The sequence below is a fragment of the Novosphingobium organovorum genome, from assembly GCF_022832435.1.
Classification (GTDB): Bacteria; Pseudomonadota; Alphaproteobacteria; order Sphingomonadales; family Sphingomonadaceae; genus Novosphingobium; species Novosphingobium organovorum.
The window spans coordinates 1-25,048 of the sequence record NZ_JALHLF010000054.1; the positions used below are offsets into that span (position 1 = coordinate 1).

27 protein-coding genes and 1 pseudogene are annotated in these 25,048 nt (G+C 68.0%); 7 read left to right on the plus strand and 21 right to left on the minus strand.

Annotated elements, in window-relative coordinates:
• A pseudogene (locus MTR62_RS13080) lies at positions 1 to 396 on the minus strand (metalloendopeptidase); the annotation flags it as partial.
• A gap of 154 nt (positions 397 to 550) precedes the next feature.
• Between MTR62_RS13080 and MTR62_RS13085 the strand changes: the two are divergent.
• On the plus strand, positions 551 to 727 hold the full coding sequence (locus MTR62_RS13085) for a hypothetical protein (RefSeq protein ID WP_244021593.1): 177 nt from the start codon (positions 551 to 553) through the stop codon (positions 725 to 727).
• A gap of 609 nt (positions 728 to 1,336) precedes the next feature.
• Here MTR62_RS13085 and MTR62_RS13090 read toward each other — a convergent pair.
• From MTR62_RS13090 to MTR62_RS13105, 4 genes are all read right to left on the minus strand, one after another.
• Positions 1,337 to 1,762, minus strand: a complete 426-nt coding sequence (locus MTR62_RS13090) for a 23S rRNA (pseudouridine(1915)-N(3))-methyltransferase RlmH (protein WP_244021595.1) — start codon at positions 1,760 to 1,762, stop codon at positions 1,337 to 1,339.
• 157 nt (positions 1,763 to 1,919) lie between these two features.
• On the minus strand, positions 1,920 to 2,318 hold the full coding sequence (gene rsfS / locus MTR62_RS13095; RefSeq protein WP_244021597.1) for a ribosome silencing factor: 399 nt from the start codon (positions 2,316 to 2,318) through the stop codon (positions 1,920 to 1,922).
• Between the two features lie 133 nt (positions 2,319 to 2,451).
• Positions 2,452 to 3,129: a nicotinate-nucleotide adenylyltransferase gene (locus MTR62_RS13100; protein WP_244021599.1), complete on the minus strand. Its 678-nt coding sequence runs from the start codon at positions 3,127 to 3,129 to the stop codon at positions 2,452 to 2,454.
• 43 nt (positions 3,130 to 3,172) lie between these two features.
• Positions 3,173 to 4,462, minus strand: coding sequence for a glutamate-5-semialdehyde dehydrogenase (locus MTR62_RS13105; protein ID WP_244021601.1), 1,290 nt, complete (start codon positions 4,460 to 4,462; stop codon positions 3,173 to 3,175).
• Between the two features lie 363 nt (positions 4,463 to 4,825).
• Here MTR62_RS13105 and MTR62_RS13110 point away from each other — a divergent pair, with 363 nt between their 5' ends.
• Positions 4,826 to 5,902 carry a M23 family metallopeptidase gene (locus tag MTR62_RS13110; protein WP_244021603.1) on the plus strand — a complete coding sequence of 359 codons (1,077 nt, stop codon included), beginning with the start codon at positions 4,826 to 4,828 and terminating at the stop codon, positions 5,900 to 5,902.
• Positions 5,903 to 5,909: 7 nt separating this feature from the next.
• Positions 5,910 to 6,314, plus strand: a complete 405-nt coding sequence (locus tag MTR62_RS13115; protein WP_244021605.1) for a bactofilin family protein — start codon at positions 5,910 to 5,912, stop codon at positions 6,312 to 6,314.
• A gap of 225 nt (positions 6,315 to 6,539) precedes the next feature.
• Here the strand turns inward: MTR62_RS13115 and MTR62_RS13120 are convergent, their stop codons facing one another.
• The 3 genes from MTR62_RS13120 to MTR62_RS13130 form a co-directional block, all read right to left on the minus strand.
• Entirely contained in the window at positions 6,540 to 6,857 is a 318-nt protein-coding gene (locus tag MTR62_RS13120) for a hypothetical protein (protein ID WP_244021607.1), read from the minus strand.
• Positions 6,858 to 7,009: 152 nt separating this feature from the next.
• Positions 7,010 to 7,714, minus strand: coding sequence for a DUF1013 domain-containing protein (locus MTR62_RS13125; protein WP_244021608.1), 705 nt, complete (start codon positions 7,712 to 7,714; stop codon positions 7,010 to 7,012).
• Positions 7,715 to 7,980: 266 nt separating this feature from the next.
• The gene (locus MTR62_RS13130) at positions 7,981 to 8,952 is read right to left on the minus strand and encodes a DnaJ C-terminal domain-containing protein (protein WP_244021609.1); all 972 of its coding nucleotides are present in this window, start codon (positions 8,950 to 8,952) and stop codon (positions 7,981 to 7,983) included.
• A 257-nt stretch (positions 8,953 to 9,209) separates the two neighbouring features.
• On the opposite strand from MTR62_RS13130, the gene pdxH reads away from it, so the two are divergent.
• On the plus strand, positions 9,210 to 9,821 hold the full coding sequence (gene pdxH, locus MTR62_RS13135) for a pyridoxamine 5'-phosphate oxidase (protein WP_244021634.1): 612 nt from the start codon (positions 9,210 to 9,212) through the stop codon (positions 9,819 to 9,821).
• Positions 9,822 to 9,897: 76 nt separating this feature from the next.
• A complete protein-coding gene (locus MTR62_RS13140) occupies positions 9,898 to 10,857 on the plus strand; it encodes a cation diffusion facilitator family transporter (protein WP_244021610.1) in 960 nt (319 codons plus the stop codon).
• Between the two features lie 133 nt (positions 10,858 to 10,990).
• Here MTR62_RS13140 and MTR62_RS13145 read toward each other — a convergent pair whose 3' ends face one another.
• Complete coding sequence (locus MTR62_RS13145; protein WP_244021611.1) at positions 10,991 to 12,136, minus strand: serine hydrolase domain-containing protein; 1,146 nt, start codon at positions 12,134 to 12,136, stop codon at positions 10,991 to 10,993.
• A 32-nt stretch (positions 12,137 to 12,168) separates the two neighbouring features.
• Here MTR62_RS13145 and MTR62_RS13150 point away from each other — a divergent pair, with 32 nt between their 5' ends.
• Positions 12,169 to 12,621, plus strand: coding sequence for a hypothetical protein (locus MTR62_RS13150; RefSeq protein WP_244021613.1), 453 nt, complete (start codon positions 12,169 to 12,171; stop codon positions 12,619 to 12,621).
• Between the two features lie 152 nt (positions 12,622 to 12,773).
• Here MTR62_RS13150 and MTR62_RS13155 read toward each other — a convergent pair whose 3' ends face one another.
• The 3 genes from MTR62_RS13155 to nadC are packed head-to-tail and all read right to left on the minus strand — an operon-like array spanning position 12,774 to position 14,777.
• On the minus strand, positions 12,774 to 13,502 hold the full coding sequence (locus MTR62_RS13155; protein WP_244021614.1) for a ribonuclease T2 family protein: 729 nt from the start codon (positions 13,500 to 13,502) through the stop codon (positions 12,774 to 12,776).
• A complete protein-coding gene (locus tag MTR62_RS13160; RefSeq protein WP_244021615.1) occupies positions 13,483 to 13,893 on the minus strand; it encodes a hypothetical protein in 411 nt (136 codons plus the stop codon). Before MTR62_RS13160 ends, MTR62_RS13155 begins: the two co-directional genes overlap by 20 nt.
• 8 nt (positions 13,894 to 13,901) lie before the next feature.
• On the minus strand, positions 13,902 to 14,777 hold the full coding sequence (gene nadC / locus MTR62_RS13165) for a carboxylating nicotinate-nucleotide diphosphorylase (RefSeq protein WP_244021616.1): 876 nt from the start codon (positions 14,775 to 14,777) through the stop codon (positions 13,902 to 13,904).
• A 448-nt stretch (positions 14,778 to 15,225) separates the two neighbouring features.
• Here nadC and MTR62_RS13170 point away from each other — a divergent pair, with 448 nt between their 5' ends.
• On the plus strand, positions 15,226 to 15,435 hold the full coding sequence (locus MTR62_RS13170) for a hypothetical protein (RefSeq protein WP_244021617.1): 210 nt from the start codon (positions 15,226 to 15,228) through the stop codon (positions 15,433 to 15,435).
• Positions 15,436 to 15,583: 148 nt separating this feature from the next.
• Here MTR62_RS13170 and MTR62_RS13175 read toward each other — a convergent pair whose 3' ends face one another.
• The 9 genes from MTR62_RS13175 to MTR62_RS13215 all read right to left on the minus strand — a co-directional run bounded on the left by MTR62_RS13175 (position 15,584) and on the right by MTR62_RS13215 (position 24,681).
• Positions 15,584 to 16,381, minus strand: a complete 798-nt coding sequence (locus tag MTR62_RS13175) for a LytR/AlgR family response regulator transcription factor (protein WP_244021618.1) — start codon at positions 16,379 to 16,381, stop codon at positions 15,584 to 15,586.
• 90 nt (positions 16,382 to 16,471) lie between these two features.
• Positions 16,472 to 17,638, minus strand: coding sequence for a sensor histidine kinase (locus tag MTR62_RS13180; protein ID WP_244021636.1), 1,167 nt, complete (start codon positions 17,636 to 17,638; stop codon positions 16,472 to 16,474).
• A gap of 70 nt (positions 17,639 to 17,708) precedes the next feature.
• On the minus strand, positions 17,709 to 18,425 hold the full coding sequence (locus MTR62_RS13185; RefSeq protein ID WP_244021620.1) for a DsbA family protein: 717 nt from the start codon (positions 18,423 to 18,425) through the stop codon (positions 17,709 to 17,711).
• A gap of 64 nt (positions 18,426 to 18,489) precedes the next feature.
• Entirely contained in the window at positions 18,490 to 19,845 is a 1,356-nt protein-coding gene (locus tag MTR62_RS13190; RefSeq protein ID WP_244021621.1) for a M48 family metalloprotease, read from the minus strand.
• Positions 19,846 to 20,000: 155 nt separating this feature from the next.
• Positions 20,001 to 20,546, minus strand: coding sequence for a DUF1993 family protein (locus MTR62_RS13195; RefSeq protein ID WP_244021623.1), 546 nt, complete (start codon positions 20,544 to 20,546; stop codon positions 20,001 to 20,003).
• Between the two features lie 166 nt (positions 20,547 to 20,712).
• Positions 20,713 to 22,008, minus strand: a complete 1,296-nt coding sequence (locus MTR62_RS13200) for a PAS domain-containing protein (RefSeq protein ID WP_244021625.1) — start codon at positions 22,006 to 22,008, stop codon at positions 20,713 to 20,715.
• A gap of 122 nt (positions 22,009 to 22,130) precedes the next feature.
• Positions 22,131 to 23,426, minus strand: a complete 1,296-nt coding sequence (locus tag MTR62_RS13205) for an MFS transporter (RefSeq protein WP_244021628.1) — start codon at positions 23,424 to 23,426, stop codon at positions 22,131 to 22,133.
• A 47-nt stretch (positions 23,427 to 23,473) separates the two neighbouring features.
• Positions 23,474 to 23,980, minus strand: a complete 507-nt coding sequence (locus MTR62_RS13210) for a DUF2141 domain-containing protein (RefSeq protein ID WP_244021630.1) — start codon at positions 23,978 to 23,980, stop codon at positions 23,474 to 23,476.
• On the minus strand, positions 23,947 to 24,681 hold the full coding sequence (locus MTR62_RS13215) for a sterol desaturase family protein (RefSeq protein ID WP_244021632.1): 735 nt from the start codon (positions 24,679 to 24,681) through the stop codon (positions 23,947 to 23,949). Before MTR62_RS13215 ends, MTR62_RS13210 begins: the two co-directional genes overlap by 34 nt.
• Positions 24,682 to 25,048 lie beyond the last annotated feature (367 nt).

Genomic DNA, 25,048 nt, shown 5'->3' on the forward strand with positions numbered 1-25,048 from the left:
CGCGCCGGTCAGCCGGGCGAGCGGGCCCTGGCGTCGGGCGAGCCGTTCGCGCAGTGTGGCGCGGCGCGCGGAAATGAGGTCGGCCTGGCCTTCCTGCGCGGCGATGCTGGCCTCGTTTTCCTGGATTCGCGCGGCGAGCGCGGCGGCTTCGCGCGCGGTCTTTTGCGCGTTCTGGGTGACTTCGCGGGCGCGCCGCTCGAGCGCCTCGGCGCGGGTACGGGCCTCATCCGCCTCGCGCCGGGCGGCGAGGATCTGGCGCTGGGCCTGCGCCGCGTCGACGCCGGGGGCGAGCAGCGCGAAGTCTTGTCCCTGCGACAGCGCGTGTCCCGCCCCGATGGCCGCTGCGGCGAACACCGCAAGGCTGGCGATCATGGGACGAGGGGCGGGGCGCTTCATGGCCATTCCCTAGGCCATGCAAGCGCGGGCGCAAAGAGTGCGGCTGACATCCGCGGCAAAAGACCTATCTGAAAGGAGCCCGCCAGCGCCGACGCGAAGATCGGCCCGCGGCGGCGAGAAGCGTTCCCGACAACAGTAACAGGTTTTTGCGTACATGTTTGCCATCGGCTGTCTGATGCCCGCCCTCCTGTTCATCGTCGGCGCGATTCTCGGCGCGGTGCTGGGGGGCAACAGTGGTTCGATGTGGGGCGCGGCGATCGGCGTCGGGGTGGGCTGCCTGATCCCGTTCGCCATGTTTCTCGCCGCGAGGGGGCATGGACGCAAGCGCTGAGCGCGCCCACCTTTGACGCTGCCACGCGGCGCGGCGAACCTTCCGGTGATGCGGTGCGTATACGCAGACTTGCTGGACTTGGCCTCAGCTGGCGCGTTCGACGTGATCGTCCATGGCTGCACTTGCGGGTGTGCGATGGGGGCGGGGATCGCGGCAAGCTGGGCACCTGCTGGCAGGCGCGCGGAACTGGCTTAGGAGGACAACCCAAGGTCCTGATCTGGCCCATGGCAGACGAAGAAGGAAGGGATTGAAGCAGGGGGCCATTGCCTCCTGCACCCCCGAAAACTGGAGGCGGTGCGCTTCACCTAAACGTTGCGCTCGGGTTCGTCGGGAGACTTTCTAGAGCATTTTCCAGTCAGGTGGAATCACCTGACGATTCAGAAAATGCGTCAAAACAAAAGTCTAGAGCGGTAGATCTGATGCAATCTGATCGAAAACCGCTCTAGAGCCTGCGGCGCCAATCGTGCCGGACGGATGGGTCGTGCCCAAACATCGACATTTCGAGGGTCCGGGGGATCATCCCCCGGGAAATCTTCCCTTTTCTTTCACGCTNGGCCGCTCTCCACCCATCCCGGCCAATCGCATCCGCCCGGAGTTCGTTCGCCCCGTTCAGCCCGAACGGTGGTAGGGGTGGCCGGCGAGGATCGCGGTCGCCCGCCAGAGCTGTTCGGCGAGCATCGCGCGCGCCAGCAGGTGCGGCCAGGTCATCTTCCCGAAACAAAGGAGGTGATCGGCGGACGCGCGCGCCGCATCGCCATGGCCATCGGCCGCGCCGATCAGGAAACGGCACTCGCGCACGCCCTCGTCGCGCCAGCGGCCGAGCAGGGCGGCGAAGTCTTCCGAGCTCATCGCCTTGCCGCGTTCGTCGAGCAGCACCTCACGCACCGGGGTCTGCGCAGGCGCGGGAATCTTCCCGCCCACGTCGGGCAGTTCGGTGTGCTTGAAGGGCCAGGTCAGCCGTTTGGCGTAACGCTCGAGCAGCTCGCCCTCGGGCGAACGGGCAATCTTGCCGCGCGCGATGATGTGAAGGAGCATGGCCTTGTTCCTAGACCCGGTGGCGTGTGTTGAACAGAGCCACTTCGGCGCGCGAACGGGCCTGGCCCGCCGCGCACGGCATCCTTTCCCGGTTTTCCGGCCCTTTCAGTGGGCCGGGTGATCGTCTCTTCGGCGTGTGTCCGGATGGGGCGGCCGATCAGGCCGCGCCGGACGGTCCATCAAAGCCCCACATGCGCTCCAGGTTGTAGAAGCTGCGCACTTCGGGGCGGAACAGGTGAACAATCACGCCGCCAGCGTCGACCAGCACCCAGTCGGCGGCCGGAAGGCCTTCGATGCGCGGGTGGCCGAAGCCGTTTGCCTTCAGTTTTTCGCCGAGTTTCTGCGCCATGGCCGCGACCTGACGGGTCGAACGACCGGACGCGATGACCATGAAGTCGGCGATGCTCGACTTGCCTTCAAGGTCGATCGTCACAAGGTCCTGCGCCTGATCGTCGTCAAGCGATTGCAGGACGGTGGCCAGCAGCGGATCGTCGTGGTCCGTGATGGCCGGGGGCGTTTCGCCGGTCGGCTCCGGCTGTATCTGTGCCTGTGGCATCTAGTGTGTGTCTGCTCCTTTCAGGGGACCGCGCAAGGCCTGCACCGCCCGTATCGGGGTGGCAGCAGGTCGTGAACGATCGGTCTTGCGGGTGATCCGGCTGAATACGCATGGGGTGGATGGCAAGCCAACCTCACGCAGCATCTCCGGGAATCGGGTGGTGCGTGACATTGTCGCGGACAAGCCTCTGGCCGGAATGACCGGATAAGGTTTTCCGGGCCCAGTCCGGATCGGCCTTGCGGATGTCCGTGGCCGACCGCGTATCGGGGTCGAATCGCAATGTCACCAGCGCGGGTGCGCTCCACCTATCCGGTTGTCTAAGACTGGTCGCAGCGGTCCGGTACCGTCTGAGCCAGGCCGTCGCGGGGCTCGCCACGGCACCGGCATCATACCCCGGACGCGCGATAACCGCAATCGGCATGACTCGCGCTATGGTGCGCCAGTCTTTCCAGCGGTGGAACTGGGCCAGATTGTCGGTTCCCATCAACCACACGAAGCGCTGCCGGGGGTAGCGCCGGACCAGTGCGCGCAGGGTATCGACCGTGTAGCGCGTGCCCAGTTCGCGTTCGATCGCGGTGACCTGGATGCGCGCGCGCCGCGCCTGGCTGCGCGCCGATTCGACCCGCGCGGCGAGCGGCGCCATGCCCCTGGCAGGCTTGAGCGGATTGCCCGGCGAGACCAGCCACCACACCGCATCGAGCCCCAGCGCCTGCATCGCGAAGAGGCTGATGCGCCGGTGCCCGCCGTGCGCCGGGTTGAAACTGCCGCCGAGCAGGCCGATCAACGGCCCCCTGCGCGTGGGAGTGGTCATGGAACCCGGCTTCGTCCGGCTGCCCGGTGGCTTGGGCCGCGCCTTACGGGCGCGCCTGGCCGGTGCCGCGCACCTGCCATTTATAGGTGGTCAACCCTTCGAGCGCGACCGGGCCGCGCGCGTGGAGGCGTCCGGTCGCGATGCCGATTTCCGCGCCCAGACCGAATTCGCCACCGTCGGCGAACTGGCTCGAGGCGTTGACCATGACGATCGCGCTGTCGACTTCGGTGAGGAAGCGTTCGGCCACGGCCTCGTCCGCCGTGACGATCGCGTCGGTGTGTCCCGAGGAATGCGCCGCGATATGATCGAGCGCGGCGTCGAGCCCGTCGACCACCGCGACCGAGGCGATCGCATCGAGGTACTCGGTATCCCAATCAGTGTCGTCAGCGGGCAGGATGCGCGAATCGATCGCGCGCGCGCGGGCATCGCCGCGCAGTTCGCAGCCCGCGTCGAGCAGCGCGGCGACGACCTCGCCCGAAGCCGGGAACTGCGCATCGAGCAGCAGCGTCTCCATCGCCCCGCAGATGCCGGTGCGGCGCATCTTGGCGTTGACCGCGATGGCGCGCGCCACATCGCGGTCGGCCGCCGCGTGGATGTAGGTGTGGTTGATGCCATCGAGATGGGCGAGCACGGGCACGCGCGCATCGGCCTGGACGCGCGCGACGAGGCTCTTGCCACCGCGCGGCACGATCATGTCGATCTGCCCGGCGGCGGTCAGCATGGCGCCCACCACGGCGCGGTCCTGGGTCGGCACGAGCTGGATCGCGGCAGCGGGAATTCCGGCGCTTTCCAAACCCTTGGCAAAGGCAGCGCGGATCGCGTGGTTCGAATGGACGGCCTCGCTGCCGCCGCGCAGCAGCGCCGCGTTGCCCGATCGAAGGCACAGCGCGGCGGCGTCGGCGGTGACGTTGGGGCGGCTTTCGTAGATGATCCCGATAAGGCCGATGGGAATGCGCACGCGGCTGAGCCTGAGCCCGTTGGGGCGGCTCGTTTCCTCGATCACCGAGCCGACCGGATCGGGCAGCGCGGCGACCTGTTCGACGGCATCGGCGATGCCTTCGAGACGCTCGGCATCGAGCCGCAGGCGATCGAGCATCGCGCCCGACAGGCCCTTGGCTTCGCCTGCGGCGATGTCCTTTGCGTTGGCGGCGAGGATGGCTGGTTCATCCGCGCGCAGCGCGGCGGCGGCAGCGCGCAGCGCCTCGGCCTTCTGCGCCTCACCGATCCGGGCCAGGACGCGCTGGGCGGCGCGACCGTCGGCGGCGAGGCGCGCGACGAGGGCTTCGGGGCTCTCGGCAGTGGTGCTGCCGGCGGGAAGAGTATCAACAGTCATAAGGGGGACCTACCATCTGGATTGCGGTGTGTCACGGCCGCGACCGGCCCACGACGCTTGGGAAACGCCATTACGGGGGCGGTTATCGCGTATTCACAGCGTGTTCACCGGGGAATGCGCAAGCTTTGCGTCAACCAGTCAAACGATGGTTTGCGATTTGGTTCCCTCGCTTCATCGCTGAAGGGGAACGTTTCGTCGCGAATCGAGCCCTGCACACGTTTGGACGATTCGCCATGACGCAGCCTCGCTGCTAGCCACGCGCCGCGGGTTTGGTAATATTGACGCGGGGTCGTTTTGAAGTTCACAGCTGTCGGGGCGGTGTTCGATCGCCTCAGGACGGGCTTCCCTGATCGCGAATTTATCATGCGATCCCAGGGCCATGTCCATTTCATCCGGATTTCCTCGCGCGCGCAGATGATTGCTGCGGGTGCGGTTGTGGCGCTGACTCTGGGCTGGCTCGGCTCGATGGGCACGATGGCGTTCCTGCGCCTGCACGATGCCGCCCAGCACGCCGCGCTGCTCGACCGCGAAGCGCAAGTCGCCAAGGCCGAGGACCGGGTCGAGAATTACCGCGACCACATCCACGAAGTCGAATCCGACCTGGCCCAGCGCCAGAAGTTCATCGAGCGCACGGTGAAGGCCTATATCGGCGATCTGCCGCGCACCGCGCGCAGCGGCGAGACGGTCTCGGACAGCGACGCCGAAGCCGACAAGACGATCAAGAAGGTGAGTCTGGCGGTCCCCGAAGCCAGCGGCCTGGCCCGGCTCGAGGCGCGCCAGCTGACCTTCGTCGAAGGCCTGACCCGCTACGCCGACCGCCGTTCGGAGGACGTCGCGACCAAGTTGCGCAAGCTTGGCCTCAACCCGCGCGCGATGATGGGCTCGGCGATCGGTTCCGGGCGCGAGGCGCAGGGCGGTCCGCTCGACAGACTTTCGACCGGGAGCGACGGTTCGCTCGATCCGCGCTTTGCGCGTCTTGGCGCCAGCCTGGCCCGGCTCGATGCGCTGGAGAACGGGCTGGCCTCGCTGCCGCAGATCGCACCGACGCGGACCTCGCGCATTTCCTCGACCTTCGGTTTTCGCCGTGACCCGTTCACCGGCGGCGGCGCGTTCCACGCGGGGATCGACTTTCCGGCTCCCATCGGCACCCCGATCTTTGCCGCGGCGCAAGGCCGCGTGACGTACGCCGGTCCGCGCAGCGGCTACGGCAACTGCGTCGAGATCGACCACGGCAACGGCCTCGTCACGCGCTATGGCCACCTTTCGAAATGGTCGGTCCGCGTCGGCGAAAAGGTCACGACGGGCGAGCGTATCGCCGCGATGGGCAGCACCGGCCGCTCGACCGGCTCGCACCTGCATTTCGAAGTTCGCGTCAACGGCCAGGCGGTCAATCCGCGCCCGTTCCTGGAGGCTGTGGCCCATGTTCATGAAGAAGGGTGATTCCCCGATGTCCAAGTCCGTGGCGGTGAGCCGTGGCAGCGCCGCCACTACGTTCTCGATGCTCGGGGCCGACACGGTCATCACCGGCAACATCGAGGCGACGGTCGACCTGCACATCGATGGTACGATCACCGGCGACATCGCCTGCTCCTCGCTCGTCCAGGGCAAGGACAGCGCGATCACCGGCGCGATTCGGGCCGAATCGGTGCGCATCGCGGGCAGCGTGCGCGGAACCATCGCCGCGCGCGACGTGGTGATCCTGAGCTCGGCCACCATCGAGGGCGACGTCGCCTACGACAGCCTGACCGTCGAACAGGGCGCGCGCATCGAAGGGCGGCTCTCTCCCAACGGTGGCCAGATGCCACCCGCGATCGCGCAGGGTGAGGTGCAGATCGTCGCGACTCCGGCCTGAATTCAGGAAGAAAAGGTATTTCAAGGGGGTATTACCCCTTGACCCCCATACTGTCGGGCGCGGTGCTTTCCGGCCGCGTGACGCCAAGAGGGTAAGCGGTTTATCGCGGGGCCGTCGTCCGTGCGCTGAGCAGGCCGGTCCACACAGTGCCCGACAGGCTACCGGGTCAAGGGATGGTAAATCCCTTGAAAAGAACATCTTTCCCCATTCCAGGAATAAGGGACTTCACGCCCCGTCGCGCACGAACGCGCTTGCGAACTTGACGCTGTAGGCGTGAAAGGCACCGTCCGGCGTCAGAACCAGTCCGGTAATTCCCGAGCGTTCGAAGCCGTCCAGAGCCGCAGCGTCGTTCACGCCGAGGCTGACGGTCAGAGCGCCACCCTCGCTCTCCACGACCTTGAAGTCATACGCGCGGACTTCGCCACGATACCGGATTTCGCTGCCGTCGATCTGGAGCTGGGCGCTGGAGTCTTCGCAATCGCGCCAGTTGCCCTGCATCGCGGTGGGGAAGGGATGATCGCGTCCAAGCCGTTGCGTACCCATCGTTCCATGGACTTCCTGCTTTGTGTCGAGGCGAGGGTTATCATGCGGATCGGGAGGGATCGGCAAGACCGCGTGGTGGCAAAGGCCGCGCGCCAACGAAAAGGGCCGCAGTTTCCTGCGGCCCTTCGTGTTCTTTCGCTGCCCTGGGGCGATTACTCGCCGCGTTCCTCGGCTTCGGCGGCGCGCTTGGCCTGGAGCCAGGCGGCGGCTTCGGCTTCCTGGGCGGCTTCGTTCGCGGCCTTGGCGGCGGCCTGGCGTTCGGCGCGCAGCTCGTCGATCAGGGCCTGGCGATCGTCGACCAGACGCTCGTCACCTGCACCGTCATCCTCGATCCCGGCCTTCTTGGCGGCCTTGGCGACGATCGCGTCGAGCTCGCGCTGCGAGCACAGGCCGAGCGTGACCGGGTCCTTGGGGGTGATGTTGGCGATGTTCCAGTGCGAACGGTCGCGGATCGCCGCGATGGTGTTGCGCGTGGTGCCGATCAGCTTGCCGACCTGCGCATCCGAAACCTCGGGGTGGTTGCGCAGGATCCAGGCAATGCCGTCGGGCTTGTCCTGGCGCTTGGACACCGGGGTGTAGCGCGGGCCCTTGGTGCGGCTCACGGTCACCGGCGCGCGGTGCATGCGCAGGCGGTATTCGGCGTTTTCCTGGCCCTTTTCGATTTCGGCCATGGTCAGTTCGCCCGCGCGCACAGGGTCGCGGCCGGTGTACTTGGCGGAAGCCAGATCATCGGCCATCGCCTGCACTTCAAGCATGTGCAGACCGCAGAATTCCGCGATCTGCTCGAAAGTGAGCGCCGTATTGTCGACCAGCCAGGAGGCGGTCGCGTGCGGCATCAGCGGAGTGGGCTGGCTCATGTCTCTATCTCCGGCACAAACAATAAGGGCCGCCCCTTCGCGGAGCGGCCGTACCGCGCCGACTTAGGAGACTTTTGCGCCTTGGGCAAGAACCACCGCCCGATTTGGCGCAAAAACGCTCACGAAAGGGTGCTGGGTGCCATCCTATCGCGATAGCCGGTCCTGCGCGAGTGGTCCGATCTTACCACGATCGGGAAGCGGCCGACAGGGGCCTGTGGCCTGCGAGCCGGACGCCGTGCACGCCTGCCCCCGATCAGTCGCCCCGATCAGCCGCCCATGCGGTCGCGCACGTTGCGGGTGTCCTTCCAGCCTTCGAGGCGGCTGGCGAGGTCCTCGTCGGCTTCGGGCAGGGTAATCTCGAGGCGGATCAGCTCGTCGCCGCGGGTGCCGTCCTTGCGGGTCATGCCCTTGCCCTTGAGGCGCAGCGTCTTGCCCGAGCTGGACCCGGCCGGAACGGTCAGCATGACCGCGCCCGAGGCGGTGGGCGCGCGCACCTTGGCGCCGCTCAGCGCCTCGTCGAGCGTGATCGGCAGGTCGAGCCGCAGATCGTCGCCATCGCGCTGGAAATAGGGGTGGGGCTGGATCGCGATGGTGATGATCGCATCACCCGCGCCGCCCGGACCCTGCTCGCCCTTGCCCGAAAGGCGCATCTGCGTGCCGTCCTCGACGCCCTTGGGCAGCTTGAGGTCGATCGTCTTGCCGTCGGACAGGGTGATGCGCTGGGGGGCGAGTTCGGCCGCGTCGGTCAGGCTGACCGCGAGGCGGTAGCTGACGTTGCTGCCGCGCGGTGCGGCGCGGCTGCGAGCACCGCCAAAGCCGCCGCCCATTCCGCCGCCCATTCCGCCACCGGGCCCGCCGCGCTGGCCCGCGCCGCCGAAGATGCCGCCGAACAGATCCTCAAGGTCGATTCCGTCGTTGCCGCCAAAACCACTGAAACCCGCGCCGCCCATGCCGCTGTGCCCGCCGCGCGGCCCACCAGCGCCAAAACCGCCCGCGCCGAACGGCGAGGTAGGGTTTCCCTCCGCGTCGATTTCGCCGCGGTCGAACTGGGCGCGCTTTTCCTTGTCGGAAAGCAGGTCGTAGGCCTGGGTCACTTCGGTGAAGCGCTCGGCCGCCTTGGGGTTGTCCTTGTTGTGGTCCGGGTGAAGCTCCTTGGCGAGCTTGCGGTAGGCGGACTTGATGTCCTTCTCGCTCGCGCTGCGGGTCACGCCCAGGGTCGTGTAAGGATCTGTTGCCATAATGCCACTTAGCTAGGTGGCGGAAAGCGTTCCGGCAAGTTCTTCGCACGGGGTTGGATGCAACTTTTCGAACCCGGCGCAAGAAGGCCACATGCGCGGCGCTTTCCTCGGGCGCCGTGTCGGGCTATCGGACGGCCCGCGAACGGGCACGCCGCCTTGTCGTCGATCAAGGCGCGCGCCGCAGGGCCTGACTAGGGCTTTGGGGCGAGGGCGGCGTGAGGCTCGCCCGTTTCGAGCAGGCAGGACAGGACCCGACGATGGATACCGAACAGACACGCGAAGTCATTCCCGACAGCGATCCCTTCGCGCTGTTCCAGATCTGGTACGACGAGGCCCGCGTGAGCGAGCCCAACGATTCCAACGCGATGGCGCTGGCTACCGCCACGGCCGAGGGGGTTCCGTCGGTGCGCATGGTCCTGCTCAAGGGCTATGGCCCCGACGGCTTCGTGTTCTACACCAATGGCCACAGCCGCAAGGGCCGCGAGATCGCGGCGAACCCGCATGTCGCGCTGCTGTTCCACTGGAAGAGCCTGCGCCGCCAGATTCGCATCGAGGGCGCCTTGCAGCCGGTCACGCCCGAGGAAGCCGACGCCTACTTCCACTCGCGCCACCGCGATTCGCAGCTCGGCGCGGTTGCTTCGGACCAGTCCGCCCCGCTCGACAGCCGCGCGACGTTCCTGGCCCGCTACGAAGAAGTGCGCGCGCGCTTCGAAGGCGGCGCGGTCGATCGTCCGCCGCACTGGGGCGGCTACCGCGTGGTGCCCGCCGCGATGGAGTTCTGGCACGACCGGCCCTACCGTCTGCACGAGCGGCGCCGTTTCGTGCGCGCGGATGGCGGGGCGTGGACGAGCAGCCTGCTTTATCCGTAAGAGGCGAAGGGCGGTCGCTGTCGCGATGACGGTGCCGCCGCGATGACGGTGCGATAACAGGGGACGAGCGCAAGCGATGAGCGACGGACGCAGCCAGGTTCGGGCGATGCTGACCAAGAGCGCGGCGGCGGCGAGCATCGCGGCCGCCAGTTTCCTCCTGCTGATCAAGGTATGGGCCGCGCTCAGCACCGGGTCGACCGCGATGCTGGGCAGCCTTGCCGACACCACGCTCGATCTCGTGGCGAGTCTCGCAACGCTGCTGGGCGTATGGATTGCGGCGCAGCCCGCCGACGACAAGCACCGCTTCGGTCACGGCAAGGCCGAGGCGATCGCGGCGATGTTCCAGATCGTGCTGATCGCGGTTTCGGCGGTGGGCATCGCGGCGCGCGCGATCGAAAAGCTGGTCGTGGGCGCGCAGGTCGAGGCGGTGGATCAGGGCATCGGCGTGTCGATCGTCGCGATCCTGGTGACGTTTGCGCTGCTTGCCTGGCAGCGCCATGTGATCCGCCGCACCGGCAGCCTCGCGGTCAAGACCGACAATGTTCACTACCAGTCTGACCTGTTCCTCAACCTCGCGGTGATCGTCGCGCTGGTGCTCGAGGAATACGCCGGGTTCGCGGGCGCTGATGCGCTGTTTGGCCTGGGCATCGCGGTCTGGCTCGCCATCGGGGCCTGGGGGGCCTCGGATGAAGTGCTGGGCCAGTTGATGGATCACGAGTGGCCCGAGGAGAAGAAGCAGCGCTTCCTCGAAGTGCTGGCCCACGATCCCGACATTTCGGGCGTGCACGACCTGCGCACGCGCACTTCGGGTGAGAAGGACTTCGTGCAGTTCCATATCTGGGTCGATCCGCGGCTGACCGTGCGCGAGGCGCACCGCATCATGGACCGTATCGAGTACCGCCTCCACGCCGAGTTTCCCGATGTCGAAGTGCTGATTCACACCGACCCCGACGGGCTGGTCGACGAACAGGGCGATGCGGGCAAGGACGTGTTGCCGCCGATCCGCCTCAGCCTTGCCGAGCGGGCGGAGAACTAACGAAATCCTGCCATCGCCCGCATGTCCCCAAAGGACTCTTCAGCGGACAGTGCGCGAAAACGGTGCGCTCGACAGCCGGGGGTCAAGGGGTGTTAACCCCTTGAATCATTACCCCTTAACCTAGCGAAAACGCCTACTTTCCACCCGGAAACAGCGCCAGCAGCGCGCCGATGCGCTCGTGCACCTCGCGCTCCTGCGCTGTATCGCTGCGGCCCAGCCGCACCACGGTGAGCAGCTGGTCGGGCGAGCCGACCACGAACTGGCCGTATTCGCCAAGGCAGGCAAAGACGTTGGCGGGGGAGCGGCCGGGCCACAGGCGGGCCGCGTCGCCCGGCGGAGCGGCGTTGAGCCAGAGACCGGCACCGTAGGCCTCGTTGCGCGGGCTCGGGCTGCGCATGAAGGTGATCCAGCGCCGGGGCAGGATCTGCGCGCCGCCGATCGAGCCGTTCTTGCGCAGGAATTCGGCCAGCTTGGCCCAGTCGCGCGCGGTGGCGTGGATCATTCCGGCGCCGATCATCGTCCCCGCGCGGTCGAACCCGACGCGGGTCGAGGTCATGCCGATCGGGTTGAGCACGCGGTTCTGGAGGTAGCCCATGACCGCCTCGCGCCGTTCGTCGGGCGTGCCTTCGGGCGCCAGCACGCGCGCGGCCAGATCGGACAGGATGATCGCGTTGGCGCCCGAATCCTCGAACACCTGGCCAGCCGGGGCCACCAACGGTTGCGCCTCGGCGTAGGCGGCCATGTCGTCGCGCCCGTCGAGGTAGAGCGTGCGCATCGAATCGCTCTGTTCCTCCACCGTGCCGCGCAGGTCGCGCGCGTGGCTTTCGTGGCGCAGACCCGAGCGCATCTGCACGAGCTGCTTGAGCGTGACTTCGCCGCGCGGATCGCCGGGGCGGCGCCATTCGGGCACCGGCGCCGATTCGTCGAGGCGCAGGCGCCCGTCGCTGACCAGCTGGCCGATCATCAACGTGGTCAGGCACTGGCCCGCGCTCCAGCCCGGCAGGCGGGTCTTGGCGGTGATGTCGGGGGCATAGCGCTCGGCGATGACCGAGCCGCGCTTCATGATGACCAGGGCCTGGGTGGCGCCGACCGCGCTGGTGTTGAAAAGGCCGTCGATCGCGCGGCCCAGCTCGTCGTGCGGGGCGCCACCGTCGCCGTGGATCGCGGCCTGGGCCTCGGCGCTCGGCGGCGGCGGTCCGTCGGAGGCAGGTTCTCCACAGCCCCACAGGCTTGGCAGGGCAAGGAGCGGCAGGATAAGGCGGAGGGAGCGCACCGGCATGACGCGCGGTGTAGTGTGCGAGAAGAACGGGAATGGCAACACCGCCGAAATTTGCAGCAGGGGACAAGCTGCGCGCGCTGGGGCGCCGCCTGGTCGCCACGGGTCAAGCCCTGCGGCCCGGCACCGCGCGCCGTGCGCCGCCCACCCGCCAGCCCTCGCACTGGCTGCGCAACACGCTTGCGCTTGCGGTGCTGGCAGGCGCCGGGGTGCTGGTGTGGCAGTGGAACGACTTGCGCGAACGCACCGTGATCGGTTCGGCTTACGCGGCGCGAATCGGGTGCGTATGCCACTTCGTCTCGCAGCGCGGGATCAAGGCCTGCGAGGCGGATCTCGCTATCGCGCCGCTGCCGGGCGTCGCCGGGATGGTCACGCTCGACGCGGACGACAAGCGCCGCACGATCACCGCCGGACTGCCGCTGCTGGGCGAGCAGAAGGCGCATTACGACCCAGCCTACGGGTGTCGGCTCGATCCCTGGGAGGATTGATTTGATTCAAGGGGCTTCCCAAACTGTCGCCCTTAGCCTTCTCGCGCCAAGTGTGCTGAGAAAGGTGCGGCCGACAGTTTGGGGAGCCCGAGGGCGTTAGCCCTCGGAATCATTCCTTCACTTTTCCTGCACTTTATCGGCTTCCCCAAACGTCAAAGCCCGCGCCAGATCTTCATCGGCGCGCCATCGCGCGGGCCTTGGCGGCTGGCCGGGCAGGGGGTGGGGCGAAAGTCCTTGCCGTAGCACAGGCGCACTTCGCCCAGCCATCCGCTGCGGCTGAGCCTGAGGCCGATCGCCGCACGGGGCCAGCCGGGGTTGAGCGTCAGGAACTGGTCGCGAAAGTCGCCCGCGGTGAGGCCCTTCTTGCGCGAGAGCTGATCGGCGTCGGGCCAGTGGAGCGAGCGCCACAGGATTGCGCCGACCTTGAAGTATTTGGGCGCGCTCGGGGTCATGCAGCGGCCGTGCTTGGCCCATTCGTGGACGAGGAGCGGCGCGGAAGGGGTCATGCACAAGTGCGCGCGCAGGTCCTGCGGGCGGGGCAGCGGGGCCGGGGCGCCGCACCACTGCGGGGAGGGACCGCGCGCGGCTTCGGGCCACAGGCCGTGGAGGATGAAGCCGAACCGGCCGTAGCGCTTGGCGCATTGCATCGAGGTGGTGTCGTGGTGGGTCTTGCACCAGTCGGGCGACCAGCTGGCGGCGAGCGTGTAGCCCGCGATCGCGCTGGTGCGCGTCGGGCCGTCGGGGGTGACGGGGCGAACCTGCGGCAGCGTGCGCGGCGCCTGGCACTGGTAGGCCTGGGCCTCAGCGGCCTGGGGCGAAAGACCCAGCAGCAGGGCGAAGGCAATCCGTTGGGGCCGCATGTCAGCGAAAGATGTCGTCATGATCGATAAGCCTTCCGCGCGCGGCGAGCCATTCGCGGGCGTCGGCGCGCAGGAGCACCAGCGCGGCAAGCACCTGGAGCGTGATGACCCCAAGCGTGGGCACGACAATCGCCGCGCTCGCTCCCCGGTAGGTTGCCCAGTCCGCCGCGATGCCGATGAGGGCAAGGCCGGTCAGGGCGAGGTAGAGCCAGCGCGCCAGGCCGTTCGCGCGCCGGGCGATCAGCGTCCAGAAGACCAGATTGTAGCCGCACAGCTGCATCAGCGCGAGCGCGGCATCCAGCGCTTCCTGGCCCGACAGGTCGTAGCGCAGCGGCAGGTAGCCCAGGCCGAGCACGGTCGCGGCGAGCAGCAGCCAGCCGAAAATCCGGATCGAGAGCGGCCTGGGGCTCATCGCGTGGCTTACAGCGGGGTGAAGTCGAGCCCGATGTCGGCGGCGGGCGCGCTTTGCGTCAGGCGTCCGACCGAGACGTAGGTCACGCCCGAGGCCGCGATCGCGCCGATGGTCGACAGGTTCACGCCGCCCGAAGCCTCGGTCGGCACGCGGCCCGCGACGAGGGCGACCGCCTCGCGCAGCGTATCGGGCCCCATGTTGTCGAGCAGGAGGTGGTGCGCACCCGCCGCGATGGCGGGTTCGATCTGGTCGAGATGGTCGACCTCGCAGATGATCTGCGCGACGCCCGCGGCTTTGGCGCGGGCCACCGCCGGGCCGACCCCGCCCGCGACGAGGACGTGGTTGTCCTTGATCATCGCCGCGTCCCACAGGCCCATGCGGTGGTTCTTCGCGCCGCCCATGCGGGTGGCGTACTTTTCGAGGTGCCGGAGGCCCGGAATGGTCTTGCGCGTATCGAGCAGCGTGGCGTTGCCCGCCATGGCATCGACGTAGCCGCGGGTCATCGTCGCGATCCCGGCAAGGTGCTGCACCGTGTTGAGCGCGCTGCGCTCGGCGGTCAGCATCGCGCGCGCGTTGCCGGTGAGGTGCATGAGCCTGGTGCCCGGCGCGACCTGTTCGCCTTCGCCGACGAGGATCTCGATCTCCATCGCCGGGTCGAGCGCGCGGAAAAAGGCGGCGGCGAGTGGCAGCCCGGCGACGGTGATCGCGTCGCGCGAATCCATCACGCCGGAAAACCGGGCCCCGGCCTCGATCACGCTTTCGCTGGTGACGTCGCGTCCGCCGCCAGGCAGGCCCGCGCCCAGGTCCTCGGCAAGTGTGGCGGCGACGAAGGCGTCGCAATCGAAGGCCTCGGGCGCGAGGCCGGACAGGATCTGCTCGGTCATGCGCCTGTCCATGCCAAGCGATGGCGCGCCTGTCGAGTAAAGGCTTTCAAGGAAAGGTGGGCGAGGAAAGGCGGGTGAGGGAAGGCTGGCGCGAAGGGCTGTGCGGGGCGATGCAATCGCACCATTTGCAAAATATGCACAAGAAGCCTATGGTGGTGTCCAACACGAGCTCACGGCCAACAGGCGCTCGTGGCTGCATGACTCTCCGTCCCGGTCGCTCGGGCGCGCTTCCGGCGCGCCGGGTCTGGCCTTCCCCGGATCGCCGATCAGCCCATTCCAGCCGAATCCCGCTCGCGCGATCCCGCGCGGCGCGGGCGTTTTCGGCTTGCCGTTCTGGCCCTGACCCTCGTGCCCGGCGCTGCCGCCGGCGTGCATGGTGCGCGCCTGGCGAAGCGGCCCCGCAGACACACAAACGCCGCCCCCGTGCGGTGCGATTAGGAGTATTCACATGGCCCAGGGCTCGATCAAGCCGTTCCTCATCCAGAAGGATGCGTCCGGCAACTTCCGCCTCACCGTGCGCACCACGCGCTACAACTCGATCGGCTACCCGATCGTGTCGTCCAAGCTGCAGGACGAGGTGTTCGAGACCCAGTCGGCGGCCAAGGCCTATGCGCGCAAGAACTTCAACGCGGCGGCGGGCGAATACGCCACCAAGTAAGCGCTGGGCACCCATTCGTCGCGCTTCGGCGGCAAGCGGGTCGTAAAGCCCGCCTTGCATGGCCGAAACGGAAAAAGCCCTCGATGCGCAAGGCCGCGCGTCGAGGGCTTTTTTGTGTCCGGCTGGCAGGCCGGAAGGGAAAACGGGGTCAGTGGACGAAGCGGGCGATAACGTCGCGATAGCTGCGCGAGACCTTCACCTGCGCGCCCGATTCGAGCACCAGGAAGCATTCGCCGTTGGTGTGCGGCTTGACCTGGCGGACCTGGTTGAGGTTGACGATGGTCGAGCGGTGGACGCGCTGGAACACGCGCGGGTCGAGCCTGCGTTCGAGGTCCTTCATCGTTTCGCGCAGGATCAGCGAATTGTCGGCCGTGCGGATGCACATGTAATCGCCCGCCGCCTCGATATGCTCGATCGAATCGACGTCGATGCGGAAGATCTGGCCGCGATCCTTGATGTTGATGAGCTTTTCGTAGCGATCGGCGTTGGGATCGCTGTCCTCGGGCATCTGTTCGACCGCATCGGGAGCGACTTCAGCGAGCACGGTCTTGAGCTTTTCGGCCTCGTCCGCGCTCTTCTTCTCGGCGATGCGCTGGCGCACGCGGGCCAGGGTATCGTCGAGCTTGCTCTCGTCGACCGGCTTCATCAGGTAGTTGACCGCATTGGCCTCGAAGGCGCGCACGGCGTGTTCCTGGTAGGCGGTGACGAAGACGAACAGCGGGGGCTCGATCTCCATCACCCCCTTGACCACCGAGAAGCCGTCGAAACCGGGCATCTGGATGTCGAGGAAGACAAGATCAGGCTTTTCGGTCTTGATCTTGCGGATCGCTTCGCGGCCGTTCGAGCAGGTGTCGATGATCTCCACATCGGGGTATTTCTCAAGGCGCAGTTGCAGGCCCTGAATGGCCAGTTTCTCGTCGTCGACAAGGATCGTGCGAATGGTCATCTGTTTCGTATCTCCGGAAAAGCGCACAACGCGCGCCGTCTCCATGGGTTCCCGCGCGAAGCGGGATTTATTGCGCCCTCGACGCGCGCCTCAACGCGCAAAGGCCATCGGCACGCGGGGGCTATGCGCCAGATCCTGCGCGGGGTCCTCGCGGCGTTCGGAGGGAATCTCGATGAGCACGGCAAAGCCGCCCTCGACCGGCTCGATCGTCTCGAACCGGTGATCCCCGCCGTAAGCCTGGGCGAGCCTGTCGCGAATGTTCGATAGGCCAACGCCGGTCGAGACCGGCTCCCCTCCATCGTAGGTCATGCCCGACAACCTGTTGTCGGTGGTGGCGCTTTGCAAGCCCGGCCCGGTGTCCGAGACGGTAATGCGAAGCCGGGATCCGATGAGCTGCGTGGCGATGGTGATCTCCGCCCCGGATTCCTGCGGGCTGACCGCGTACTTGATGGCGTTTTCGACCAGCGGCTGGAGCAGCAGCGAGGGCAGCAGGCACTTCTGCGTCGCCTCGTCGATGGTGAAGGTGGTGCGCAGCCGTTCCTCGAAGCGCATGCGCTCGATGTCGAGGTAGAGTTTGAGCGTCTCGACCTCCTGCGCCACGGTCACCCGCGCCGAGGGCTTGTTGACCAGCGTATAGCGCAGGAAGGACGACAGCCGGCTGAGCATCGCGTTGGCGGGCTCGGTCTGCTTGAGCAGCACCAGCGTCGAGATCGAGTTGAGCGTGTTGAACAGGAAGTGCGGGTTGAGCTGGTAGCGCAGCATGGCGAGCTGCGCGCTCGTCGCCTGGTTTTCCAGCGCGATCAGCTGGTCGTTCTGCTCCTCCACCTGAAGGTAGAAGTTGATCGCGTAGTAGAGCGCGGACCAGGCCCCCAGCAGCGTCGCGTCGATGTAGAGCACGCCGAGGAACAGCTGGGTGAAGCTGGCATCGCTGTCGGTGCGCCACAAGGACCACACCCAGGCGTCGATGAAGGCGTGGAGACAGACCGCGAAGGCCAGGATCACCGCGGTCATGCCCCAGGTGATGATCGGGCGGCGGGTAATCAGCCCGCGGTAGATCACCGAAAGCACGAGCGAGATCGAGAATCCGGTGATCGTCTGGATCAGCACCAGCACCAGCGAGGTGAGCGGCTGGTTGTTGGCGATCATCGACATCGTGCGCAGCAGCATCGCGCCGGCCCAGCCCGCGGTCTGCAGGCGCCAGAAGGCCTTGTCCTTGTTCGCGAAGAACGGAATCGGTTGGATCGGCAGCACGCGCATGTCCATGCCTTAGCCTATTTCGCGGCCGGTCCGAAGCCGGGCTTGCGCGCGGCGGCGCCCATCCGCCGCATCAGCTGTCCTGCCCGCCCGATTGCGCGCCGGAACGGGCCTCGTCGAGCGCGCGGGCGAGCTGGTCGATGCCCACCGCGCCGGCGATCAGGTTGTCGCCCGCGACCCAGCTCGGCGTGCCCGAAAAGCCCAGCTTGCCCGCGATCTGCAGGTTGCGCTGGATTTCCTGGTCGACCGTGGGGCTGGCGGCGATGCGCTTGGCGCGCGCCATGTCGAGCCCGACCTGTCGGGCGACCGCCTCGATCGTCGGCTCGTCGACCTGGCCCGCGGCGTACATCGCGTCGTGGAAGGCTTCGTACTTGCCCTGTTCGGCGGCGGCCAGCGCCATGCGCGCGGCGGCCGGGCTCTGCGGCCCGATCACCGGCAGTTCGCGCACCACGATACGCAGGTCCGGGTTGCGCGCGATGAGGTTCTTCACGTCGGGCAGGCTCTGGCGGCAATAGCCGCAGGCGTAGTCGCTGAATTCGACCAGTGTGGTCTTGCCTTCGGGATTGCCCAGAACCGCGCCGGGGAAAGGAGTTTCGACGTTCTGGCGCACCTCGGCGAGCTGGTCGCGGGCCTGGCGGCGCTGGAGGTTTTCCATCGCCTGCGGCAGGATCTCGGGGTGCTCGAGGATGTAGTCGTGGACGACGTGCTCGACCGCGATGCGCCCGCCGTACCAGCCGCCGGTTCCGACGACGGCCAGGCCGATGAGGCTGACGGCAAGCTTGGTGGCCATTCCCATGCGTAACTCTTTTATCCTGTGCGCCAGGGTGTCCGGCGCGGGCTTTCTGCCTCTAGCGTCACTTCCGGGCGCGTTCCATAGCCGCGCGCGCCTGCATCTCGATATCCTGCGCGCGCAGCCAGTCGGCCGAGTATTGCGGCAGGCCGACCTGGGCCGCCTGGGCGCTGCGCAGCGCTTCGGCCATGTTGCCGGCCATGACCTGTTGTTCGGCGCTGGCGAGGTAGGCGCGCGGCATGTCGCCGTCCTGCGCGTAGATGACGCCGAGCTGGTACCAGGCGAAGGGGTTCTCGCGGTCGCGCGCGACCGCGGCCTTGAGCACTTCGCGCGCCTCGTCGTGGAATTGGGGATCGTCGGTGGCGATCAGCGCGTGCGCGAAGAGCGAGGCGATCAGCGGCTGGTTGCCGGTCAGGTGGGTTGCGCGGCGCAAGGGGGCGAGCGCGTCGCGCGGGTGCCCGCTCTCGAGCAGGATCTGCCCTTGCATCTCGAGGAAATAGGGATCGTCGGGGTTTTTGGCGACGAGCGCGGTCACTTCGGCGCGCGCCTCGTCGAACTCGGACAGGCGGTGGTAGGCATAGGCTCTGGCGTAGCGTGCCGGAACCGAGGTGTCGCTTGGCGGGTAGGTGCGCAGCACCAGCTTGGGGTCGGCGATATAGCCGAACAGCTTGCCCTTGATCCGCTCGAACCGGGCCTGCATCGCGGGATCGTCGGGCTTGGTCCAGGCCGGGTCCTTTTCGTAAGTGTCCTGAAGCGTCTGGATGCGGTCACCGGTGAGTGGGTGGGTGGAATAGAATTCGTCGCCCGTCTGCGGGCTGTAGCCGTGGCGGAATTCCAGGTTCTGCAGCTTCTGGAAGAACTGGAGCGAGCCGCGCCCGCTGATCCCGGCCTTGGACAGGAAGGTCGCGCCCGCCGCGTCTGCCGAGGCTTCCTGCGAGCGGGTGTAGGCGAGGAAATTGCCCATCGCGGCCTGCTGGCCGGCCATCATCACGCCCATCCCCGCCTCGCCGCCGCCCGCCGCGATCGCCGCAGCCCCCAGCAGCAGCGAAAGGATCGAGATGTGGCTGGCGGCCTTGCCCGCCGGGTTGAACACCGCGTGGCCGCCCACGACGTGACCCAGTTCGTGGGCGATGACGCCCTGAACCTGCGCCGCCGTATCGGCTTCCTCGATCAGTCCGGAGTTGATGTAGACCGCCTGCCCTCCGGCGACGAAAGCGTTCACGGACGAATCGTTGACCAGCACGATATCGACGTTCGCGGGTTGCAGCCCGGCGGCGGAAACCACCGGGGCGGCCAGATCGTGGAGGAAGCTCTCGGTCTCGGCGTCGCGCAGGATCGATTGCGCGGCGACGGGCGAGGCCGACCAGCCGAGCAGGGCCAGCAGCGACAGCAGGAACGCGGCAAGACGCAGGGACGACATGGAGGGCCTTAGGGTCTTTCGGGGCTGAACCGGTGCTGAAGCGCCCGAAGGCCGGGCGCGCGATACGGCAAGGCTAGCGGGCCGCATGCACGCTGCCAAGGCGCCTGGGGCGGGCCAGGGAGCGAGACAGGGGCGGGAGGCGTGTCCGCCGCGTCTCAGGGCCGCTTGTAGGCGAACATGTGCGGGACGAAGTTGGCCTTGCCGATGGCGATGCCTTCGGCGCGCAGGATCGCGTAGGCGGTGACGACGTGGAAATAGAACTGCGGCAGCGCCCAGTCGCGCACATAGTGCGCCCCGCTCATGTCGAAGGCGAGGTCGCCGGGCAGTTCGATCGCGACCGGGGTTTCCCCGCTGGTGTCGAGCGCGCAGGGCGAGAGCGTGTCGAGCGCGGCGAGCGCTTCCTCGATCCGCGCGCGCGCCTGTGCCAGCGTGCCGGGATTGTCGGCGGCGGCGCGGGCCTCTTCGCCGAGCGCGGTGAGCGCATCGGGGCGGGGCTCGCCGCGCAGGCGGTAGAGCGCTTCCTGCGCCTGCAGCGCGGCGTAGCGCACTTGCGTGGCGAGCGGGTACATGTCGGGCGCCAGCCGCGCGCCGAGCAGCGCCTGCGCGCGTGCGGGCGCCTGGTCCTCGAGCGTGCGCAGGAGGCCGAGCAGCATGCGCAGCATGTTGCGGTAGGTGGGAACGAGAAGGGCGGTGGGGGTCATGGCGGTGCCTTGCGCTGGTCTGGTCCTCTCCCGCGTGCCCGCCGCTGCCTGCTGGCCTTCGCGGCGGGCAGGGCGACTCGCACCGGGGGGACACTATTGCGCTGCATCGGCAGGCAGGCCAGCGCGGACTTGGTGCAGCGCCGGGATCGCCGCCGCGATGGCGTTGCTATCCGTCGAGCAGGTGGCGCGCGGCGCGATCGAGCAGGCGATCATCGTCGCCGATCTCGCCCAGCAGCACCAGGCTGCCATCGGGCGCGCGGCGCGCGACGATCACCGCAAATTCGTTGCCGTGCGCGGCCGTGTCGAGCGTGCGCGCGGGAAGCTGGCGCAGCCCTTCGCGCAAGTCCGCGCGGCGCCCGCGCTGCGCGCTGGCATCGCCCGCTTCGGCGCGGCGAAGGTCGCGTTCGGCGCGCACCACCGCCTTGAGCCCGCCCGGTGTCGTCGCCAGCAGTTCGCCGAGTCCTCCTGGCGCGAGTTCGAGCCGCTGCGCGTGCGCGATGGCGGTGGCGAATTCGGTCAGACGGGTCTTGTCGTAATCGGCCCCGAAGACGAGCTTGACCAGCGCGACGAGCGGCGCGCGCGGCTGGACCACGAGGCCCGCATCGGCGACAAGCGCGGCGTAGTCATCGGGGTTCTCCTGCGCGGCGAGCGCGAGGCCATGGCAGCGCGCGAGCGCGCAGTAGAGCGCCCGGCGCGAGCGGGCTTCGCCGTTGTCGGCGGTGTGCGCCTCATCGCGCGCGGCGGCGAGCCAGTCGGCCAGGTCCTCGAACGGACCGTCGTGCGCAGGGAGGGCTTTGGCTTCTCCGGGGGCCAGGCCGAACTGCGCGCTGGGCAGTTCGAGCGTGGGCGGCAGCGGTTCGTAGGCGAAATCGCTGTCGGCCGGGCCATCGGCCCATTCGGTCATCGGCGCGGCTTCGCGCAGCATGGCGGGCAGGCGCGGGGCGTCTTCGGGAGATCCTGCGGGCCGGGCTTCGGCGCGCGCGCGGGCTTCCTCCTCTTCCAGCGTCTTCCAGTTGATGACGCCGTAGATGTAGTCGATCGCGATGTCATCGCGCGAAAACGGCATGAGAATGCCGCGGTAGAGCACGGTCTGGCCGCGCTGGTTGACGAATTCGGCCTCGAACCCGACCGGGGCCTGATTGCCCAGGATTTGCATGTAGTGGTCGGTGATGCGCGAGAGCAGCGAGCGGCCGGGCACGTCGGCCAGCCGGAAGATGTCGCCGGTCACGTCGCTTTCGGCGGCGATCAGCTCACCCACGTAGGCGATCAGCGGGTCCTCGATCCCTTCCGCGAAGTCGAGCAGCACGCTGTAGGGGCCGAAATCGGGCAGTTCCTCGGGGTGGAGTTCGCTGATCGGGGGGTACATCCGATCGCCCAGCAGGCTGGCCCAGAAATTGTAGGCGCGCACCTGCATGCGCCGTTCGTCGCGCCCGACGGCGGCCGCTTCGGTTTCGGCACTCATTCCCATAGCCTCGTCTCGATCCTCGTCAGGGGGACAGGTTTCGCCGCGATTCGCAAACGCGCGCCGACCGGTCCCGTTGCGGGCCAGGACCCGGTTATGGCCGCTTCGTGGTAAACTATTGCTTAAGTGCGCGGCGATTGCGGCGCGCCTTCGCGCAGCACCCCTTCGCCGAGCCGCGGCAGCGGAGCCGCGAAGCGCAGCACGAGGAATCCGCTGAGCAGCACCAGCGATCCGGCGTGGAGCGCGAAAGGCAGCCCCTTCCAGTCGGCCAGCGCGCCCCAGATCCACGATCCGATTGCCATCGCGCCGAACGTCACCGCCTGGTAGATCGACAGGCAGCGGCCCAGGATCGCATCCGGCGCGCGCAGCTGAACGGCGGTGTTCACCGTGGTCAGGATCAGCACCCAGGCCATCCCTGAGAGAAAGGCGGCGGGCGCAGCCATGGCGATCGTGTGGACCTGCGCGATCCACGAAAGCGAAACCACGAACAGGCCGACGCCGATCGTCAGGATGCCCTCGAGGCCGAGTCGCTTGCGAATCGTCCCGGCAAAGGGCGCGGCGGTGATCGAACCGATGCCGAACAGGCCGAGCATCACGCCAAAGCCGATCTCCGAGCCGCCCAGGCGGTCGCGGATGACGGCGGGCAGCAGCGATTGGTAGGCGGCAAGGCCAAAGCCGATCGCGAAGCTGCGCGCGAGGATACGGCGCAGCGGGGCGCTTGCCGCGCAATAGGCGATGCCCGCCCAGACCGCGGGCAGGATCGGGCGGGGATGGATCTGGCGCGGCGCGGGCTTCCACCAGAGCAGCACCGCGATCAGGCCGATGTAGCTCACCGCGTTGATGCCGAAGGCGAACGAGACGTTCCACAGCGAGATCAGCAGCCCGCCCAGCGCCGGGCCGACCGAGCGCGCGATGTTGAACGAGATCGAGTTGAGCGCGATGGCCTGCGGGATCTTGCGCGGCGAAACGACCTGGCGCACCGAAGCCTGCCAGGCCGGGGCGTTGAGCGCGGTGCCGATCCCGACGCTGAAAGTAAAGCCGAGCAGCAGCAAGGGGGTGATCATCCCGGCGTAGGTCAGCCCGGCGAGCAGGGCGGAGACCACCAGCATCCCCGTCTGCGCCGCGAGCATGACCACGCGCCGGTCGTAATTGTCGGCGATCGCCCCGGCAAAGACGCCCAGCAGCAGGATCGGCACGGTGGAGGAGGCCTGCACCAGCGCGACGAGCAGGTGCGAGGCGGTGATGTCGGTCATCAGCCAGGCGGCGGCGACCCCCTGCATCGTCGCGCCCAGGTTGGAGAACAGGTTGGCGATCCAGATCGCGCGATAGACTGGATGGCGAAACGGCGAGAACGCCCCGGTCGGTTCGTCGTCCCCGGTGTCTGCGGGGGGAAGGGCTGGGTTGGTCTTGTCGTCCACGCCAATGGCGTTAGGCAGCCCGCCGGCTCAGGGCAAGAGCGGGCGCATCACAGCAGGTAGCGCATGCGAACGGTAAGAGCGATCTGCGCGCCTTGCGCCTCGAACGCGGCCTTGGCGAAGGAGGGCGGTCCCATGCGCACGGGGGCATCGCGCGAGAACCCGAAGCCCTCGCGCGGGATCATCAGCGCCTTGTCCAGTTTGCCGTTGGCGTTTTCGTCGTGGATCACCGCCAGTGCGTAGCGCCCGTAGGGTACGGCGCCGAAGTCGAGCGTGAGGCTGCCCCGGCTGTCAGGGGCGACCGGCACGATCAGGCGCCGTGCGGCCGGGTCCTTGTCGCAATCGGGAAAGTGTGCGGGGCTCCGCGTCAGGCAGGCGAGCACCTGCCCCTTCGCCGAGCGCAAGTCGGTGAGTGTGACCAGCACATGGCTGCGTCCGGGCACGGCGAGGGGGGCCGTACCCGGCACGGCGCCCAGCACCGGGGCGGGGACGAGCGCGAGGACCGCACAGGCAAGTCGTGTCTTCAGGGCGCCGAAACCCCGCGATCGGTGCCGCACAGATGATCCCAGAACCGGAAATAGAGGCCGTAATTGCATCGATACTGCTCGTGGTGCCGGTGGTGGTGCGAGGCGGTGATCAGCCAGTGGCCGAGCCGCGAGTGGACGAGCGCGCGCGGGAAGATCTCCCAGCCCATGTGGTTGGTGATCCCCATCACGGTCATGATCGTGAGCACCAGCCCCAGCATCGCGGCGTGGATCGGGATGAGGAAGACCAGCGCGGGAACGACCACCGCGCCGGTCAGCGCTTCGAGCGGGTGAAAGCTCATCGCGGCCCAGGCCGTCGGCGGGCGGCTGGCGTGGTGCACCGCGTGGGCGATGCGGAACACGCGCGGGCGATGCATCCAGCGGTGGGTCCAGTAGAACCAGGTGTCGTGCGCGAAGAGGAAGAGGATCACCGAAAGCGGCATCCACCACAGCGGATGGGCGCTCGCCTGGGTGTAGATGCGCGTCCAGCCATGCGCCTGCCAGCCCCAGGCGACGATCCCCGAAGGCAGCCCATAGATCGCGGCCGATAGCAGCGACCAGCCGATCTCGGCGCGAATCTGGCGGTTCATCCCCGCATAGAGGCCCGGACGCACCCGATGGGTGACGAGCGCGAACAGCCCCGAGGTGATGAGGTAGCGCACGCCGACGATGGCCGTCATGGCCAGCGCGGAGGCGGCGATGGCCAGCAGGGCGGGGGAAAGAGGCGATCCCATGGCGGGGCTTATGCCGCTTCGCGGGGCCTGTGGGAAGGCGTGAGGGGGGAATGATTCAAGGGGTTGCCACCCCTTGATCCCCATACTGTCGACCGCCCCCTCTGACACGCTGGTGGTTCAGAGGGGTGCGGTCGGCAGGTGGGACGTTCGAGGGCGGCTGCCCTCGAAATCTCAGGGTTCAGCCGGCGCGGCGCACGGCGTTCTTGTGCGTGCCAACGCCCTTGCCCGCACCGCGCGGACGGAAACGGCGCTTGCGCTGGCCTTCGCCTTCGCCACCGCGCTCGCCGCCACGATCCGCGGTACGCTCACCACCACGCTCGCCGCGCGGTGCCTCGCGGCGTTCGCCACGCGGGGTGTCGCGGCGTTC

What these genes read in the sequence shown, in the direction of transcription:
- pdxH (WP_244021634.1), top strand. Translation starts at nt 9,210, where the DNA reads ATGGATACCGAACAGACACGCGAAGTCATTCCCGACAGCGATCCCTTC.
- MTR62_RS13170 (WP_244021617.1), top strand. Translation starts at nt 15,226, where the DNA reads ATGGCCCAGGGCTCGATCAAGCCGTTCCTCATCCAGAAGGATGCGTCC.
- MTR62_RS13085 (WP_244021593.1), top strand. Translation starts at nt 551, where the DNA reads ATGTTTGCCATCGGCTGTCTGATGCCCGCCCTCCTGTTCATCGTCGGC.
- MTR62_RS13215 (WP_244021632.1), bottom strand. Translation starts at nt 24,681, where the DNA reads ATGGGATCGCCTCTTTCCCCCGCCCTGCTGGCCATCGCCGCCTCCGCG.
- MTR62_RS13150 (WP_244021613.1), top strand. Translation starts at nt 12,169, where the DNA reads ATGGCAACACCGCCGAAATTTGCAGCAGGGGACAAGCTGCGCGCGCTG.
- MTR62_RS13125 (WP_244021608.1), bottom strand. Translation starts at nt 7,714, where the DNA reads ATGAGCCAGCCCACTCCGCTGATGCCGCACGCGACCGCCTCCTGGCTG.
- nadC (WP_244021616.1), bottom strand. Translation starts at nt 14,777, where the DNA reads ATGACCGAGCAGATCCTGTCCGGCCTCGCGCCCGAGGCCTTCGATTGC.
- MTR62_RS13185 (WP_244021620.1), bottom strand. Translation starts at nt 18,425, where the DNA reads ATGGCCACCAAGCTTGCCGTCAGCCTCATCGGCCTGGCCGTCGTCGGA.
- MTR62_RS13140 (WP_244021610.1), top strand. Translation starts at nt 9,898, where the DNA reads ATGAGCGACGGACGCAGCCAGGTTCGGGCGATGCTGACCAAGAGCGCG.
- MTR62_RS13145 (WP_244021611.1), bottom strand. Translation starts at nt 12,136, where the DNA reads ATGCCGGTGCGCTCCCTCCGCCTTATCCTGCCGCTCCTTGCCCTGCCA.
- MTR62_RS13110 (WP_244021603.1), top strand. Translation starts at nt 4,826, where the DNA reads ATGCGATCCCAGGGCCATGTCCATTTCATCCGGATTTCCTCGCGCGCG.
- MTR62_RS13160 (WP_244021615.1), bottom strand. Translation starts at nt 13,893, where the DNA reads ATGAGCCCCAGGCCGCTCTCGATCCGGATTTTCGGCTGGCTGCTGCTC.
- MTR62_RS13175 (WP_244021618.1), bottom strand. Translation starts at nt 16,381, where the DNA reads ATGACCATTCGCACGATCCTTGTCGACGACGAGAAACTGGCCATTCAG.
- MTR62_RS13100 (WP_244021599.1), bottom strand. Translation starts at nt 3,129, where the DNA reads ATGACCACTCCCACGCGCAGGGGGCCGTTGATCGGCCTGCTCGGCGGC.
- MTR62_RS13130 (WP_244021609.1), bottom strand. Translation starts at nt 8,952, where the DNA reads ATGGCAACAGATCCTTACACGACCCTGGGCGTGACCCGCAGCGCGAGC.
- MTR62_RS13200 (WP_244021625.1), bottom strand. Translation starts at nt 22,008, where the DNA reads ATGAGTGCCGAAACCGAAGCGGCCGCCGTCGGGCGCGACGAACGGCGC.
- rsfS (WP_244021597.1), bottom strand. Translation starts at nt 2,318, where the DNA reads ATGCCACAGGCACAGATACAGCCGGAGCCGACCGGCGAAACGCCCCCG.
- MTR62_RS13120 (WP_244021607.1), bottom strand. Translation starts at nt 6,857, where the DNA reads ATGGGTACGCAACGGCTTGGACGCGATCATCCCTTCCCCACCGCGATG.
- MTR62_RS13180 (WP_244021636.1), bottom strand. Translation starts at nt 17,638, where the DNA reads ATGCGCGTGCTGCCGATCCAACCGATTCCGTTCTTCGCGAACAAGGAC.
- MTR62_RS13090 (WP_244021595.1), bottom strand. Translation starts at nt 1,762, where the DNA reads ATGCTCCTTCACATCATCGCGCGCGGCAAGATTGCCCGTTCGCCCGAG.
- MTR62_RS13195 (WP_244021623.1), bottom strand. Translation starts at nt 20,546, where the DNA reads ATGACCCCCACCGCCCTTCTCGTTCCCACCTACCGCAACATGCTGCGC.
- MTR62_RS13115 (WP_244021605.1), top strand. Translation starts at nt 5,910, where the DNA reads ATGTCCAAGTCCGTGGCGGTGAGCCGTGGCAGCGCCGCCACTACGTTC.
- MTR62_RS13105 (WP_244021601.1), bottom strand. Translation starts at nt 4,462, where the DNA reads ATGACTGTTGATACTCTTCCCGCCGGCAGCACCACTGCCGAGAGCCCC.
- MTR62_RS13155 (WP_244021614.1), bottom strand. Translation starts at nt 13,502, where the DNA reads ATGACGACATCTTTCGCTGACATGCGGCCCCAACGGATTGCCTTCGCC.
- MTR62_RS13190 (WP_244021621.1), bottom strand. Translation starts at nt 19,845, where the DNA reads ATGTCGTCCCTGCGTCTTGCCGCGTTCCTGCTGTCGCTGCTGGCCCTG.